Annotated in this window: 16 protein-coding genes; 12 read left to right on the top strand and 4 right to left on the bottom strand. The window is 52.2% G+C overall.

Translation table 11 applies throughout. The features are described 5' to 3' along the window. Nucleotides 1-322: 322 nt before the first annotated feature. The 5 genes from Q8W22_RS05480 to Q8W22_RS05460 all read left to right on the top strand — a co-directional run bounded on the left by Q8W22_RS05480 (nucleotide 323) and on the right by Q8W22_RS05460 (nucleotide 4,574). On the top strand, nucleotides 323-1,681 hold the full coding sequence (locus Q8W22_RS05480; protein WP_303434519.1) for an ammonium transporter: 1,359 nt from the start codon (nucleotides 323-325) through the stop codon (nucleotides 1,679-1,681). A 79-nt stretch (nucleotides 1,682-1,760) separates the two neighbouring features. After that, nucleotides 1,761-1,931 carry a hypothetical protein gene (locus Q8W22_RS05475; protein WP_303434518.1) on the top strand — a complete coding sequence of 57 codons (171 nt, stop codon included), beginning with the start codon at nucleotides 1,761-1,763 and terminating at the stop codon, nucleotides 1,929-1,931. 171 nt (nucleotides 1,932-2,102) lie between these two features. Next, a complete protein-coding gene (locus Q8W22_RS05470; protein ID WP_305451779.1) occupies nucleotides 2,103-3,494 on the top strand; it encodes an ethanolamine ammonia-lyase subunit EutB in 1,392 nt (463 codons plus the stop codon). Nucleotide 3,495: 1 nt separating this feature from the next. Then, complete coding sequence (eutC, locus tag Q8W22_RS05465; protein ID WP_305415460.1) at nucleotides 3,496-4,338, top strand: ethanolamine ammonia-lyase subunit EutC; 843 nt, start codon at nucleotides 3,496-3,498, stop codon at nucleotides 4,336-4,338. 35 nt (nucleotides 4,339-4,373) lie between these two features. Further along, nucleotides 4,374-4,574 carry a hypothetical protein gene (locus Q8W22_RS05460; RefSeq protein ID WP_303434515.1) on the top strand — a complete coding sequence of 67 codons (201 nt, stop codon included), beginning with the start codon at nucleotides 4,374-4,376 and terminating at the stop codon, nucleotides 4,572-4,574. On the opposite strand, the gene Q8W22_RS05455 is transcribed toward Q8W22_RS05460, so the two are convergent. Further along, nucleotides 4,547-4,798, bottom strand: a complete 252-nt coding sequence (locus tag Q8W22_RS05455; RefSeq protein WP_305451778.1) for an accessory factor UbiK family protein — start codon at nucleotides 4,796-4,798, stop codon at nucleotides 4,547-4,549. The two genes, Q8W22_RS05460 and Q8W22_RS05455, sit on opposite strands and share 28 nt — an antisense overlap. Nucleotides 4,799-5,124: 326 nt before the next feature. On the opposite strand from Q8W22_RS05455, the gene Q8W22_RS05450 reads away from it, so the two are divergent. The 3 genes from Q8W22_RS05450 to Q8W22_RS05440 all read left to right on the top strand — a co-directional run bounded on the left by Q8W22_RS05450 (nucleotide 5,125) and on the right by Q8W22_RS05440 (nucleotide 7,517). After that, nucleotides 5,125-5,787: a TorF family putative porin gene (locus Q8W22_RS05450; protein ID WP_305451777.1), complete on the top strand. Its 663-nt coding sequence runs from the start codon at nucleotides 5,125-5,127 to the stop codon at nucleotides 5,785-5,787. 68 nt (nucleotides 5,788-5,855) lie between these two features. Then, on the top strand, nucleotides 5,856-6,194 hold the full coding sequence (gene glnK / locus Q8W22_RS05445) for a P-II family nitrogen regulator (protein ID WP_303434512.1): 339 nt from the start codon (nucleotides 5,856-5,858) through the stop codon (nucleotides 6,192-6,194). Between the two features lie 54 nt (nucleotides 6,195-6,248). Then, complete coding sequence (locus tag Q8W22_RS05440; protein WP_303434511.1) at nucleotides 6,249-7,517, top strand: ammonium transporter; 1,269 nt, start codon at nucleotides 6,249-6,251, stop codon at nucleotides 7,515-7,517. Between the two features lie 145 nt (nucleotides 7,518-7,662). On the opposite strand, the gene Q8W22_RS05435 is transcribed toward Q8W22_RS05440, so the two are convergent. After that, a complete protein-coding gene (locus Q8W22_RS05435; RefSeq protein WP_303434510.1) occupies nucleotides 7,663-7,854 on the bottom strand; it encodes a PA3496 family putative envelope integrity protein in 192 nt (63 codons plus the stop codon). A 123-nt stretch (nucleotides 7,855-7,977) separates the two neighbouring features. Then, nucleotides 7,978-8,865: a MurR/RpiR family transcriptional regulator gene (locus tag Q8W22_RS05430; RefSeq protein WP_303434509.1), complete on the bottom strand. Its 888-nt coding sequence runs from the start codon at nucleotides 8,863-8,865 to the stop codon at nucleotides 7,978-7,980. A gap of 147 nt (nucleotides 8,866-9,012) precedes the next feature. On the opposite strand from Q8W22_RS05430, the gene uvrD reads away from it, so the two are divergent. Next, nucleotides 9,013-11,190, top strand: coding sequence for a DNA helicase II (gene uvrD, locus Q8W22_RS05425; RefSeq protein ID WP_303434508.1), 2,178 nt, complete (start codon nucleotides 9,013-9,015; stop codon nucleotides 11,188-11,190). A gap of 95 nt (nucleotides 11,191-11,285) precedes the next feature. Here the strand turns inward: uvrD and Q8W22_RS05420 are convergent, their stop codons facing one another. Next, complete coding sequence (locus Q8W22_RS05420; protein ID WP_303434507.1) at nucleotides 11,286-11,687, bottom strand: acyl-CoA thioesterase; 402 nt, start codon at nucleotides 11,685-11,687, stop codon at nucleotides 11,286-11,288. Between the two features lie 301 nt (nucleotides 11,688-11,988). Here Q8W22_RS05420 and Q8W22_RS05415 point away from each other — a divergent pair, with 301 nt between their 5' ends. From Q8W22_RS05415 to pstA, 3 genes are all read left to right on the top strand, one after another. After that, on the top strand, nucleotides 11,989-13,029 hold the full coding sequence (locus Q8W22_RS05415) for a substrate-binding domain-containing protein (protein WP_303434506.1): 1,041 nt from the start codon (nucleotides 11,989-11,991) through the stop codon (nucleotides 13,027-13,029). Between the two features lie 100 nt (nucleotides 13,030-13,129). Next, nucleotides 13,130-14,503 (top strand): phosphate ABC transporter permease subunit PstC, encoded by a 1,374-nt coding sequence (gene pstC / locus Q8W22_RS05410; protein WP_303434505.1) that lies wholly within the window; start codon nucleotides 13,130-13,132, stop codon nucleotides 14,501-14,503. Further along, nucleotides 14,496-15,773, top strand: coding sequence for a phosphate ABC transporter permease PstA (gene pstA / locus Q8W22_RS05405; protein WP_305415456.1), 1,278 nt, complete (start codon nucleotides 14,496-14,498; stop codon nucleotides 15,771-15,773). The genes pstC and pstA overlap by 8 nt, the downstream gene beginning before the upstream one ends. The last annotated feature ends 12 nt before the right edge of the window (nucleotides 15,774-15,785 follow it).

Raw genomic sequence — 15,785 nt, 5'->3', positions numbered from 1 at the left:
GAGGTTTTTGCCTGTTTTTGGTGCGCGCAACACCATGCGCCGATTGTGTTGGCAAACAAAATCGGTCTCGATCTCAATGCCAGGCCAAACAGGTGTTGGCAATGTGGACATTGATTGCAAGCTTATACCTCTATCTACCCATTCTAAAGCGGACAAATCTGTCATTGTCTGAATATTTGAACTTGCGACAGGCTTGGCACCGGCCATGCAATATTCCCTCTGAGAATATTTTTGTCTGGTCAGTATTCCCGTACCCAGTACGACCCTGACCAGTCTGAATTGGTTTAGCTAAAAACTTACTCAATCAGAGAGGGGAAATCCCATGACTCCAGAAGAATTGGAAGCCTTTAAAGCGGCTTTCGAAATGCATCAGGCGATGAATGTCGAGGTGTTCTATTGGTGGTGTACTGCCATCATGTTCATGATCCACGCCGGTTTCCTTGCGTATGAAATTGGTGCGTCGCGCGTCAAAAACGCGTTGGCATCCGGTATGAAAAATATTCTGACTTTGGCCGTTGTTGTGCCTACTTTCTACTTCTTCGGCTGGTGGATCTATAACGCATTCCCTGGTGGTCTGATTCCTATTGATGCTTCTGGTGCCCTGCCATGGGCTGCCAGTATGGGTCCTGATGTCTCTGATATGGGCACTGGTATCTTCTGGGCTGCTTTCGCCATGTTTGGTGCCACAACCGGTTCCATTCTGTCGGGTGCGGTGATCGAGCGTATTCGCATGAGTGCGTACCTGATCCTGACCATTGTGGTGGGTTCTGGTGTCTGGATTCTGGCCGGTGCCTGGGGATGGCATCCTGATGGCTGGTTGCTGCTGGATCTGGGCTACCACGATGTGGGCGCATCAGGTGTGGTTCACGCCATCGCCGGTTTCTTTGCGCTGGGTGTGCTGATCAATCTGGGGCCTCGTTTGGGCAAATTCGTCGACGGCAAGGCGATGGCCATTGTGCCTCACAACCTGCCAATGGCGTTGATTGGTCTGATGATGATTATTGTCGGCTTCTTTGGCTTCCTGGGTGGCTGCATCATCTTTAACGGTGGTGAAACTGGCTGGACAACTATTTACGGTAACCCAACCAACTTGTCTGCTTTTGCATTCAACACACTGATGGGTTTTGCCGGTGGCGTGATTGGTGCTTACCTGTCTTCTCGTGAGCCGTTCATGACCATGTCCGGTGGCCTGGCTGGCATCATTACTGTTGCGGCCGGTCTGGATCTTTACTATCCGGGACTGACCTTCTTCCTGGCGGTTGTTGGTGGTATTTCCATGCCAATCGTTGGCAAGTTCGTTGAGAAGTGCGGTATCGATGACGCAGTTGGCGCGGTAGCGGTACACGGCTGGTGTGGCTTCCTGGGTGTGGTTCTGGTTGGTGTCTTCGCCTCCGGTTACCCAAGTGTTCCAGAAGGTGCTCCAGACATTACTTTCTTCGGTCAGCTGTTGGGCGCCGTGGTTATGTGTGTCACTGGTTTTGTACCTGGCTATGGCATCTCCTTGCTGTTGAAGAAAATGAACATGCTGCGTGTTCCTGCCAAGGCAGAAGCTGCAGGTCTGGATCTGGTTGAAATTCCAGCCATTCCTTACCCAGAGCGTGTGCCTTCCCGCGACATCATTGAAGGTACTGTTCCTGCGGATGCCGCTGGTCTGCCTGCGAATGGTGTGCTGGGTAGCTGATCGACCGCTTGATTCTCAAACGGGCGGGGCGCTGCTGCCCCGCTTGTCTTAACTTGCTGTTAGTAAAGAGGAATACATTATGGATACTTCACCGATTGATAGCTGGGAAGGCGTAGGCGCTTACTTTACCTTCGCAGACCAACCTGGCGTTGTGGCTTTTCTGTGTGGTTTGGCTGTCGTAACCTTTGTTGGTTTTATGTACGCCCTGATCAAGCACGAGAACGACGCGTTTGATAAGCACGAAGGCTGATTCGTCAGTCTGCATGACGGAAGCGTCCGTTACATCCGACTTGTACGCCCGGCTTGTTCCGGGCGCTTTCTGTTTATCCCTTTGGGAATGTACAACGGATTCCGTTGGTACTGACAAGAGCGACAGCAACCCGACGCTGGAATCCATTATCTTTGGCAAAGGCCCGTCGATATGAGTTATCAGATTTCACTTGGCCAGAAAAGCTGGCAATTTAATGACCTGAAAAGCTTGCTGGCAAAAGCATCACCGTTGCGTTCTGGGGATTGCCTGGCGGGTGTGGCTGCTCTGGATGAGCAGGAACGGGTCGCTGCACAATTGGCGTTGGCTGATGTGCCGCTCAAAACTTTCCTGAATGAACTGGTGATTCCTTACGAAGCCGATGAGATATCCCGACTGATTATTGACCGGCATGATGCCTTGGCCTTTGCGCCGATCGCGCATTTGACGGTAGGGGATTTCCGTAACTGGTTGTTGAGTGAACAAGCCTCAACCGCGATGCTGGCACGTATTGCACCGGGTGTGACGCCGGAAATGGCTGCCGCGGTGAGCAAGATCATGCGACTGCAGGATCTGGTGCTGGTGGCTTCCAAATGTCAGGTGGTCACCCGGTTTCGTAATACCATTGGCTTGCCGGGCCGCATGTCGACACGGTTACAGCCCAATCACCCGACCGATGATCCGGCCGGTGTTGCCGCCTCTGTTCTGGATGGCTTGCTGTATGGCAGTGGTGATGCGGTCATTGGTATCAACCCGGCCAGCGACAATACCGAAGCGGTGATCACCCTGATGAAAATGCTGGATGATGTGATTCAGCATTACGATATTCCTACCCAGAGCTGTGTCCTGACACACGTGACCACCCATATTGAAGCGATAAACCGGGGTGCTCCGGTCGATCTGATTTTCCAGTCCATTGCCGGTACCGAGAAAGCCAACGACAGTTTTGGCATCAATCTGGCTTTACTCAAAGAAGCTTACGCTGCCGGACAAACCCTGGGGCGTGGCAGTGTTGGCCAGAATTGCATGTATTTTGAAACCGGACAGGGCAGTGCCCTGTCCGCCGATGCCAATTTTGGTCTGGATCAACAAACCTGTGAAACCCGTGCCTATGCCGTTGCCCGGGAATTCAAACCGCTGTTGGTGAATACCGTGGTTGGGTTTATTGGCCCTGAATACTTATACAACGGTAAACAGATTATTCGGGCGGGTCTGGAAGATCATTTTTGCGGCAAGCTGATGGGCGTTCCGATGGGTTGCGACATTTGTTACACCAATCACGCGGAAGCTGATCAGGATGATATGGATGCGTTGCTCACCCTGTTCGCCGCCGCTGGCGGTAGCTTTATTATGGGTATTCCTGGTTCGGACGACATCATGCTGAATTATCAGACGACGTCGTTCCATGATGCCTTGTATGCCCGTGAATTATTGGGTCTGAAACCGGCACCGGAGTTTGAAGCCTGGCTGCAGACCATTGGTATTTTTGATCAACAGAATCATCTGGCGTATGGCAACCAGTCTCTGCCGGCACCGTTTGAACATGTGATCCGGGGAGGTCACTGATATGGCTGATAAACCCGATACCATTCTGGTAGAAAACCCATGGCAGACCTTGCGTGAATACACCGATGCCCGCATTGGTCTCGGCCGGGCCGGAATCAGTTTACCGACCCGGGCACATCTGGAGTTTCAGCTGGCCCATGCCAGAGCCAGGGATGCCGTGCATCTGCCGCTGGGTTTTGTGCAGTTGCAACAGGATCTGGAACAGGTGTTGGCGCAAGCCGGATTGCCGGGGCCGGTCTTGAAGCTGGCCAGTCAGGCCGATGGACGGCCGCAGTATTTACAACGACCCGATTACGGTCGCCAGCTTTCATCAAGTAGTCAGGAAGCACTGACACAGTGGATGGCAGACAGTCCTCCGGCCGCTTTTGATATTGCTGTGGTGGTGGCTGATGGCTTGTCATCATTGGCGGTGCAGCGGCATGCCGCCCCGATGTTGGACTGCTTGCTGACATCACTGGCTGATACTTCATTGAAGGTGGGGCCGGTTGTCATGGTGGAACAAGGGCGAGTAGCCATTGGCGACCCGATTGGTGAAACCCTCAAGGCCAGGATGCTGGTGATGTTGATTGGTGAGCGGCCAGGATTAAGCTCGCCAGACTCGCTGGGCATTTATTTCACGTGGGAGCCTGCCAGCGGCAAGCACGATGCAAATCGTAACTGTATCTCCAATGTGCGCCACGAAGGACTGCGTTATGAAGAGGCGACTCATAAATTGATGTATCTGCTGCTGGAGGCTGACCGCCGGGCGTTGTCCGGGGTGGCCCTGAAAGATGAATCAGACAATGGTCAGCCGTCGCTGGCCAGCAAGTCGGGCAATTTGCTCTTGAAAACCCCCAACACCTAATGACGTTATTTGCTGCTATTTGATGGAGAAACACTATGAATAAACTGCAACTTGTTCTTAAGCGGACACTTTTTTATCCCAGTTTCCTGATGCTTTCTAGTGGCTTTTTCTTGCTGGAATTTCGTGGCCTCACCGCCATTGCTACCGCTGCCGGGTTGGCTCTGGGTTTACACCTGGCGGTGAATGGCTATGACGTCTGGAAAGAGCGTCAGGCGTCCTTATCATCAGAAGGCTGAGCTTCCAGTTTGGCAAGCCGGTTTTCCAGAGTGGCCAGTAGTGCGCGGTATTCTTCCAGAACGCGCTGCTGGGCATCAAATTCTTTTCGTGTGACCAAATCGGCACTACTGAACAGCAACTGCAGCTGGGATGCCATATTCTTGTGCGCTTCTTGTGAGAGGAATGCAAAGGGTGACTGTGCCAGTAACTGTTCGATTTTAAAGCGTATTTCATCTGCATTCATTTTTTGGCTCTCATTGCGTGGGTTGTTGTTGCGCCATTGAGGGGCTTTAAGGGCTTATTGGCACCAATCTGGAGCCAAGTGTTTTTTAAAGGTGGTAAAAATTGATGCATTTTGTTTATTCGCGCACAAAATTGGAGCAATCAGGATCTCTGGATCCTGAAGATTATATCAGGAAAGCCGCTAATATCGGGGGTTTTCAAAGTTGGCACGGTCACTGCTAACTCTCTCTCACAGAATTACAACGATGCTCAAGGTGCAGTTCCTGGCCCCAAAGCATCGAACATGTTTAATGACTAGCTTCGCTAACCGATGAAGGAAAAAAAACGATGAAAAAACTGTCTCAAGCAATCGTTCTCGCTGGTGCCATGACGGCAGGACTGACTGCTGTTCAAACTGCTCAAGCAGAAATCTCTGCATCTGTTGATCTGGCCAGCGTGTACTTGTGGCACGGTCAGGATCTGGGCGGCGGCGCTCCTGTTGTTTCCGGTTCTTTGGATTACAGCCACGAGTCTGGCTTGTACGCTGGTGTTTGGACTTCTTCAGGTGATACCAGCCTGGGTACAGAAACTGACCTGTACATTGGTTATGCTGGTGCCGTTGGTGATCTGGGTTACGACATTGGTTACGCAACTTACCTGTACCCAGAAACAGATGAATACGATCAATTCGACGATTCTGCCAACTTCTCTCTAGGCTTCTCTTACAGCATGGCCAGCATTCGCTTCGATAAAAGCAGCGATTCCGATGCTGATGGTTTCTACTTCGTAGTAGGTGCTGATATTCCTGACACGTCTTTCTCCGCTTCTCTGGGTGGCGACGTCGATAAAGGCAATGACTTCATGCACCTTGACGTAACTTACGCTTACAACGATACCGTTGCTTTCACTATCTCGAAAATCCTGGATCAGGACATCGAGATGAATGAAGCCGGTCACATCGATGAGTCTGCAAAATACGTTGTGTCTTACAGCCTGCCTATCGAGATGTAAAAAGCATACAATGGCCTGTGCCCTCGCATAGGCCATTCCCATCCCTTTAGCTCAAAAAGGAGTTTTCTATGAAGCTCATTACTGCTGTTGTGAAGCCATTCAAGCTGGACGATGTGCGTGAAGCATTGTCCGAGATCGGCGTACAAGGCATCACTGTTACCGAAGTCAAAGGTTTTGGTCGTCAGAAAGGACACACCGAGTTGTATCGTGGTGCCGAGTATGTGGTTGATTTCCTGCCTAAAGTAAAAATAGAAGTAGCGGTTGATGATGACCTGACTGACAAGGTTATTGAAGCGATCACCAAGGCTGCCAACACTGGCAAAATTGGCGATGGCAAGATTTTTGTTACAACTCTGGAGCAGGTTGTTCGCATTCGTACTGGTGAAACCGGTGCTGACGCGCTCTGATCCTTTTCAGTTCTAACTAATAGATAAAATCTGGCCTGATGCGGGGGGCTTAGAATGGAAAATAATATTTACGAATTGCAGTACGCCATGGATACCTTTTATTTCCTGGTATGTGGCGCGTTGGTTATGTGGATGGCTGCTGGCTTTTCCATGCTGGAAGCAGGTCTGGTTCGTGCCAAAAACACAACTGAAATCCTGACCAAAAACATCGCGTTGTTTGCAATCGCTTGTACCATGTATCTGGTTTGCGGTTATGAATTGATGTACGGCGGTGGTTACTTCCTGGCTGGTATTGCAGATGTCGATACCGCCGCTGTACTGGGTGATTTTGCAGCACGTGAAGACGGTTTCCAGGGTGGTTCAATCTACTCCGGTGCGTCTGACTTCTTTTTCCAGGTTGTGTTCGTAGCTACCGCCATGTCGATTGTATCTGGTGCGGTTGCTGAGCGTATGAAGCTGGGTGCTTTCTTGGTTTTCGCTGTCATTATGACTGGCTTCATCTATCCGATGGAAGGCAGCTGGACTTGGGGCGGTGCGTCCGTCTTCGGTATGTTCAGCTTGGGCGATGACTTCGGTTTCTCTGACTTTGCCGGTTCCGGTATTGTTCACATGGCAGGTGCTGCTGCAGCTCTGGCTGGTGTGATACTGCTGGGTGCACGTAAAGGCAAGTACGGTGCAAACGGTGAAATCCGTGCAATCCCTGGCGCTAACCTGCCACTGGCTACACTGGGTTGTTTCATCCTGTGGATGGGCTGGTTCGGTTTCAACGGTGGTTCTGTTCTGAAACTGGGCGATATCGCCAATGCCAATGCGGTTGCTGTTGTGTTCACTAACACAAATGCTGCGGCTGCTGGTGGTCTGATTGGTGCCTTGTTGCTGGCTTATGTGTTGTTCCGCAAAGCGGATCTGACCATGTGTCTGAACGGTGCACTGGCTGGCCTGGTAGCAATTACTGCTGAGCCTTCTACGCCGACGCCTTTCGCTGCAACCATCATCGGCTTTATCGGTGGTCTGATTGTTGTTGTCTCCATCCTGACTCTCGACAAAATGAAGATTGATGATCCGGTTGGCGCGATCTCTGTTCACGGTGTTGTTGGTCTGTTTGGTCTGATCGTTGTTCCGTTCACTAATGGCGGCGCTTCTATCGGTGGCCAGCTGATGGGTGCAATCACTATCTTCGTCTGGGTCTTTATCACATCACTGATCGCTTGGGGCGCTATCAAAGCCGTCATGGGTCTGCGTGTGAGCGAAGAAGCTGAATACGAAGGTGTTGATATTTCAGAATGTGGTATGGAAGCGTACCCTGAATTTACTGGCAAGTAAGTTCGTCTGAGACAGTAATCTGCGGTAACGGATTCCCGCTAAAAACCCGGCAATGATTTGCCGGGTTTTTTTATGTCTGTTATTTGGGTTACTGATCAATGTAGCGACAGAGTGTTACTGGTCGGGCTGGCAAAATAACAAGAGTTTAGAGGTCGAGCAGGTTGTCGTAGTAGCGGTCAAAGTCCTGTTCCAGATGCTTGCGTTCGCTATGGGCTTCAATTGCCCGCCGGGCAATGACCTTGGAAGACACCTTGCTGGTCTTGTTAACAACGACCTTGCCCTGACTATCAAACGTCACAACCTGTTCATGAGATTCAAGTTTGGTTATTGCTGACATCGTCACTCTCCTTGGATTGATTTGGCTATGACGATGTTTGATGCTCGAAGTTGCATTCCAATGACAGTGACAAGACAGATTGATGTTTCCATGACCTGGTTGCTGCTGCGGGCAGGTGAGAGGCTAGCGGGTGATGTTTTTGGGATCAAACGGCTCGTTGCCCTGCTCCAATCGTAGCGATTTGATGCTGCGCTTGATGTTGGTGAGGTGGCGGGCAAATTCAGGGCCGCGACGCTGGGTAACAGCAACCGCCAGCATGTCGATCACCATCAGGTGAGCAATGCGGGATGTCATTGGCGTAAACTGATCGGTATCTTCTTCAATATTGATATGAATCGGATAGTCGGCCTGTTTGCTGACCGCAGTATTGGCGGGTGCCAGGCTCACTACCTTGGCACCATGATGCTGGGCCAGGGCAATCGAGTTAAGCAAATCCTTGGTGCGACCACTTTGGGAAATGGCCACTGCGACATCTTCAGGCCCGAGGGTGACCGCAGACATGGCTTGCATATGCGGGTCACTGTAGGCCGCGGTGGCCACCTGAAGACGGAAAAACTTGTGCTGGGCATCGATCGCTACCGCACCGGAGGCACCATAGCCGTAGAATTCGACTCGGGTTGCCATGCTGATGGCATTGGCGGCGACGCCAACCTGTTCCGGTTTCAGTTGTGATTTGACCTGATGCAGCCGCTGAATGGTGGTATCGGCAATCTTGCTGCAAATATTGTCGATGCTGTCGTCTGTGGCGATAGCAAATTGACCAATATTGTTGGTGATGGCCATTTCCTGGGCCACTCGCACCTTGAATTCCTGAAAACTGTTGCAGCCGATGCCCCGGCAAAAGCGCACAATCGTTGGCTCGCTGACCTGGGCTTCTTGAGCCAGGTCGACGATGCGCATATGCATCACTTGCTGTGGCGACCGCAGTACGTATTCAGCCACCTTGACTTCAGATTTACGTAAGTTGGGGATAGCTGCGGATATTTCGGCCAGAATCGGGCTATTTCTCACTCTAATGAGTCCGAATAATTAAAATTTGGTCACGGATTATAGAGTGCCTCACTGTCATCGTCCTGTTAAATCTCCCGCTGTACGGATAAACAGGGTGATTGTCGATCAGAATCTGCCGTGACGGTTGCAATCTGGTAAACTCGCGACATGGATACTTCACTGATAATTGATCAATTAAATGACGGCCAGCGCAACGCGGTGGCTGCCCAATCTCCTCACCAGCTGGTATTGGCCGGTGCCGGCTCGGGTAAAACACGGGTATTGGTGCACCGGATTGCCTGGTTGCTCAAGGTGGAAAACGTCTCACCCTTTGCTGTGCTGGCGGTAACCTTTACCAACAAGGCGGCCAGGGAAATGCGTGGCCGGCTGGAGCAACTGCTGGATGTACCTGCCAGTGGCATGTGGGTCGGTACCTTTCACGGCCTGGCGCATCGATTGCTGAAGCATCACTGGCGTGAAGCCCGCTTGCCCCAGTACTTCCAGATTCTGGATAGCGATGACCAGTTGCGCCTGATCAAGCGACTGATGAAAGCCAACAACATCGACGACAGTCGTTATCCGCCAAGACAATTGCAGTGGTTTATCAACGAACAGAAAGACGAAGGGCGTCGTGCGGCGCATGTTATCCCGTCGGCCGATAACTTTACTCGCACCCTGCAGCAGTTTTATCAAATCTATGAAGACAACTGTCAGCAAAATGGCATGGTCGATTTTGGTGAAATCCTGCTGCGTGCCCACGAGCTCTGGTTGCATAATCCCGATTTGCTGCAACATTACCAGCAACGCTTCAGCCATATTCTGGTGGACGAATTCCAGGATACCAACAATATCCAATATGCCTGGATTCGTTTGCTGGCCGGTAATACCGTATCAGTTATGGCAGTGGGGGATGACGATCAGTCGATTTACGGCTGGCGGGGTGCGAATGTGGGCAATATCCGCAACTTCCAACAGGACTTTGCGGGTGCAGAAATGATCAAGCTGGAGCAAAACTATCGCTCCACGGCGACGATTCTGGATGCCGCCAATGCCGTCATCAAGAACAACAGTGGCCGCCTGGGCAAGGAGTTACATACCACCGGTGCCAAGGGTGATCCGATTCGTCTGTACCGTGCGTTTAATGAGCAGGACGAAGCACGTTATATCGCCGATCTGGTGGATGTCTGGGCCAAGCAGGGGCGTGCCCGGGTCGATATGGCCATTCTCTATCGCTCCAATGCGCAATCCAGAACGCTGGAAGAAGCCATGCTGCGGGCAGGGATTCCGTATCGCATCTATGGTGGCCAGCGTTTTTACGAGCGTCTGGAAATCAAGAACGCCATGGCCTATCTGCGCTTGCTGCTCAACCGCCAGGATGATGCAGCCATTGAGCGGGTGATTAATATTCCAGCCCGGGCCATCGGCGAAAAAACCCTCGATACCTTGCGCTCAGTGGCGCGGGATCAGGGTTGTTCGCTGTGGGATGCCTGTGCTTCGGTGGTAGCGGCCGGCGGCCTGTCAAAACGGGCTGGTACGGCTGTCGCTGGTTTTATGACGCTGGTTGATGAAATGAGTGTCGGCATTGACGACCTTGAATTGCATGAGCTGGTGGAGCAGGTACTTGCCCAAACCAACCTGATTGAGCACCACCGCAAGGAAAAAGGTGAGAAAGGCCAGGCCCGAGTCGAAAACCTGGAAGAGCTGGTAAATGCCGCCAAGGTGTTCGAAGGTGGTGATGATGAGGATATCAGCCTGTTGGCGCAGTTCCTCGATAGCGCCGCGCTGGATGCCGGAGAGGGGCAGGCGGATGAACATGAAGATGCGGTGCAGATGATGACGCTGCACTCTGCCAAAGGACTGGAGTTTCCCCAGGTGGTATTAACCGGCCTGGAAGATGGCTTGTTTCCTCACAAGATGTCGATGGATGATGCCGATGGACTGGAAGAAGAACGGCGTCTGGCTTACGTCGGTATCACCCGGGCGATGGATCAGTTGGTGATCACATACGCCGAGAGCCGACGTTTGCATGGGCAAGAAAATTTTAGTACTCCTTCGCGATTTATTCGTGAAATCCCGACAGAACTGATGGATGAAGTGCGTTTGAAAAATACAGTATCACGACCTCTGAGTGCCCGACGATCAAGAACGGGGAATCACAGACTGCAAGCAGATATATCGGCGGACTGGCCTTTTGGCCTGAGCAGTCGGGTCTACCATGAGATGTTTGGGGAAGGCACGGTAATGCAGTTCGAAGGCCAGGGGCCGGGGTTGCGGGTACAGGTGAACTTTGAAGATGTCGGCAGCAAATGGCTGGTGCTCAGTTTTGCCAAGTTACAGGCGCTGTAGACGCTGATACAACTGGCGGCTGACCGGTCTGGTGTGACGAGGCCGGTCAGGCTGCTGCATACGTTGCTCTGGAATCGAGGAGCGACGAATCCTGGTCAGCGAGGGACCCGGCGAATACGCCCGGTGTCATCAATGGCCACATAAACAAAGACGGCATCCACGACCTTTCTGCGCTCGTTTTCATTCGGGTTCTGGGTCCATACTTCGATGCCAATCCGGATCGACGATGAGCCGATCTCCAGTACGCGGGTATAAAAACACACCGCCGCTCCGATACGTATCGGAGACATAAAGACAACGGATTCCAACGCCACATTGGCAATACGCCCCTGGGCCAGACGATTGGCAACGGTTTCGGCCGCGTGATCCATTTGTGCGACGACCCAACCACCACTGATATCCCCATGAGTATTGGTGTCACCTCTTGACGGGATCAGCCGTAACGTCAGTTCTCCATCCGGTTTCGGCTCACAATCGTCTTTTGGTCTGGCTTTCATAGGGATTCCTGATTTTGAAATTATTTTTAGGAAGTTTACTTCTTTTTTAGCGCGGGCAATACAGACGCACTCGAGATCAATGATGTCAAAAAATATTTAAGACAATACGACAAAAGTAATGCCTCGACCGGGGTATGACTGTTCTGTTGTCTGGTAAAAAAAAGGCCCCTGTAACCAAAATGCAACATATTTGTAATAAACAAGGGGGCGTCACGTAGATGTAACACAGCTCCGGGACAATTCCTCCTTTCGACAACGATTTGCCTGCTGGACATCATCAGGTCACATTGAAGGATATCGCATGAAACATTCTCTCGCTGCCGGTGTGGTTTTATTGGCATCAGTTTTCAGCCAAAGTGCTTTTGCTGAGCGTAATTACATCAGCATAGTCGGTTCATCGACGGTTTATCCATTTTCTACAGTTGTTGCTGAACGTTTTGGCAAATCGAGCAAGTTTCGTACTCCTAAAGTTGAATCCACGGGTTCTGGTGGTGGTTTGAAGTTGTTTTGTAGCGGTGTTGGCGACACAACCCCTGACATTACGAACTCATCGCGCCGTATCAAGGCATCCGAGGTTGCGCTGTGCGCAAAAAATGGCGTTAAAGAGATCGTTGAAGTGACCATCGGCTTTGACGGTATTGTGTTTGCCAATGCCGCCGAACACGCCCAGGCTTCCTTTTCTACCAAGGAAATCTTCCTGGCACTGGCCAAAATGGTACCGGCTGCGAATGGCTCGGAAAAACTGATCGCCAACCCTTATAAAACCTGGCAGCAAATAAATCCTGCTCTGGATAACACGCCAATCAAGGTACTGGGGCCGCCACCGACATCCGGTACCCGTGATGCGTTTGTGGAGCTGGCGATGGAAGGGGGTTGTTCTGCCTTCCCGTTTATCAAGGCGCTGAAAAAATCCGATCCAGACAAATACAAGGCCATTTGCCACGGTCTGCGTGAAGATGGTGGCTACGTTGAAGCCGGTGAAAACGATAACCTGATTGTTCAGAAACTGGCGGCCAGCCCGGATTCCTACGGTATTTTTGGCTACAGCTTCCTGGAACAGAATGAAGACAAGGTTCAGGGCTCCCTGATTGATGGGATTGAACCAACCTTCGACAATATTTCCAGTAGTGAGTATCCGGTCAGTCGGTCACTGCACTTTTATGTTAAAAAAGCCCACGTAGGGGTGATTCCGGGGATTGAAGAATTTCTGGCTGAGTTCACCTCCTCGCGTGCCATTGGTGAAGATGGCTATCTCGCCGACAAAGGCATGATTCCGATGGATGAATCCCGTCGCCGGGCCATGGCTGCGGATGTCAAGGCACTGACCCTGCTGGGTCAGTAAGCCTGAATGCAGGGTGCTGCCCTGCTGCGCGTGTCACATGGATGTATTCTCCGGCCGGTAAACTCACCGGCTGTTTCTTGTTCTGTTCAGGCTAGTCATTATGACCTTCAGCATTTTGCTACTTGTCATCGCGGTATTATTTGTTATCGCATACGTGAGTGGTGCCCGCCGCGCGCGTTCTCTGGTCACTCCTGGTGTGACCCTGAATTCACTGCCTGGCCATTATGGTTCGCTGGTCGCCCTCTGGACCTGCTTGCCTCCGCTGTTGTTAATGCTGTGTTGGGGGGTGCTCGAAACCCCGGTGATCGATCGCTTGTTGGCGGCGCAGTTACCCGCAGAAGTACAGGCAGAAGGGGGCAATCGCATCAGTCTGGCACTGAGCAAGGTGCGTAACCTGGCCGGTGGTGCCAATGTACAAGCCGACCCGGAACTGGCCCCTGTGGTGCTGCATCTGAAAGACCTGCAGTCGCGTAACAGCATGCTGAGTACGACGCTGGTGCTGGCTCTGGCCCTGGCTGGTTTTGGCTTCGGCTTGCGGCGTCTCGCTCCTGCGTTACGGGCTCGTAATGAAGTGGAAAGCATTGTCAAAGTGCTGCTGTTCTGCAGCTCGGGTGTCGCGGTACTGACAACTGTCGGTATTCTGAGCAGTGTGTTGTATGAAGCCTGGATGTTTTTTGGCCGGGTGCCCGTGTTTGACTTCCTGTTTGGTACTACCTGGTCGCCACAGGTCGCCTTGCGCGCTGACCAGTCTGGCTCCTCTGGCAGTTTTGGGGCGGTACCGCTGTTTGCCGGTACCCTGATGATTTCCATGATTGCCATGTTTATCGCGGTTCCGATCGGCCTGATGTCGGCCATTTATTTGTCGGAATATGCCACCCCTCGGGTGCGTAGCTATGCCAAGCCTGCACTCGAAGTGCTGGCGGGCATTCCAACCGTTGTGTACGGCTTTTTTGCGGCCCTGACTGTTGCCCCGATACTGAAAAGCCTGGGGGCTGATATTGGCCTCGAGGTATCGTCTGAAAGTGCGTTGGCTGCTGGTCTGGTCATGGGGGTGATGATCATCCCGTTTGTCTCATCCCTGTCGGATGACGTAATCAATGCTGTACCACAAGCCTTGCGTGATGGCAGTTACGGGCTGGGAGCGACCCAGAGCGAGACCATTCGGCAAGTGGTTATCCCGGCCGCATTACCCGGTATTGTGGGGGCCGTTATGCTGGCGGTTTCCCGGGCGATTGGTGAAACCATGATTGTCGCCATGGCGGCGGGTCTGGCAGCCAACCTGACAGCCAACCCGCTCGACAGTGTGACCACCGTGACTGTGCAGATTGTGACCTTGCTGGTGGGAGACCAGGAGTTTGATTCCTCCAAAACACTGGCTGCCTTTGCACTGGGACTGGTGTTGTTCCTGGTGACTCTGATTCTTAACTACGTGGCGCTGAAAGTGGTACAGAAGTACCGGGAGCAATATGACTGATCAACTCACAACGACTCGCTCCAAAGTAGAACAGGGCATGGCGCGTCGTCGCCGTGCCGAAGGGCGATTCCGCCTGTATGGCGTGTTATCCGTCGGATTTGGCCTGTTATGCCTGGTGGTGCTGTTTGGCAATATTCTGTCTCAGGGCAGTTCGGCTTTCCGGCAAACCGTGTTGCAAGCAGAGATCCTGCTCGATCAGGAGTATCTGGGGCTGAATAACCAGTCGCCGGTTAATGAGCTGCGTAATGGCAATTACGAGGGCCTGATCAAACAGTATCTGAGAAACACGGCTGAGGTTTCCAGTCGCAGCGAGCGCCGGGCGTTGTACGGCCTCGTCAGCGTCGGTGCCCATTGGCAGTTGCAGGATGCGGTATTGGCCAACCCGGATTTGTTGGGTAGTACATTAAGCATTGAACTGATCATGGACGATAACGTGGATCAGTGGTTCAAGCATGAGCGGGACGAGGGCGGTGCCGGACGATTGAATGAATTGCAGCTGGGCTGGCTCGAACAATGGGTGGCGGAAGGGCGCTTGAAGAGCCGTTTCAGTACTACCTTCTTTACCAATGGTGATTCAAGGGAGCCTGAGCTGGCGGGTGTTCATGGTGCCATTATGGGTACGTTGCTGACCCTGATGGTGACCTTCCTGTTGTCGTTCCCGATCGGGGTTGCGGCAGCGATCTATCTGGAAGAGTTTGCACCTAAAAATCGCATCACAGAAATTGTTGAAATCAACATCAACAACCTGGCGGCAGTGCCCAGTATTACGTTTGGTTTGCTGGGCCTGGCGATCTTTATCAATATTTTTGGGGTCTCCCGTTCCACCCCTTTGATTGGTGGCCTGGTGCTGACCCTGATGACCTTGCCGACCATTATTATTTCCGGTCGCGCGGCGATCAAGTCGGTACCGCCTTCCATACGGGAAGCTGCTTTTGGTCTCGGTGCCTCAAAAATGCAGGTGGTTTTTCACCACGTCTTGCCTCTGGCAATGCCGGGTATGCTGACGGGAACCATTATTGGTATGGCACAGGCCCTGGGTGAAACCGCACCGCTCCTGATGATCGGGATGATCGCCTTTGTGGTGGATGTGCCCGGATTTATTACTGATCCATCGACGGTTTTGCCGGTTCAAATCTTTCTCTGGTCTGACAGCCCGGAGCAGGCTTTCACCGAGCGTACATCAGGAGCCATTATTGTATTGCTGACCTTCCTGATTATGATGAACACTGTCGCTGTCTGGCTGCGTCGTCGTCTTGAGCGACGCTGGTAAACGCTAAACTAT

The sequence above is a fragment of the Oceanobacter sp. 1_MG-2023 genome (genome assembly GCF_030689025.1).
Taxonomy (GTDB): Bacteria; Pseudomonadota; Gammaproteobacteria; order Pseudomonadales; family Oceanobacteraceae; genus Oceanobacter.
The sequence above is the reverse complement of the archived record's forward strand: the minus strand, read 5'-3'. Positions and strand labels throughout refer to the sequence as shown.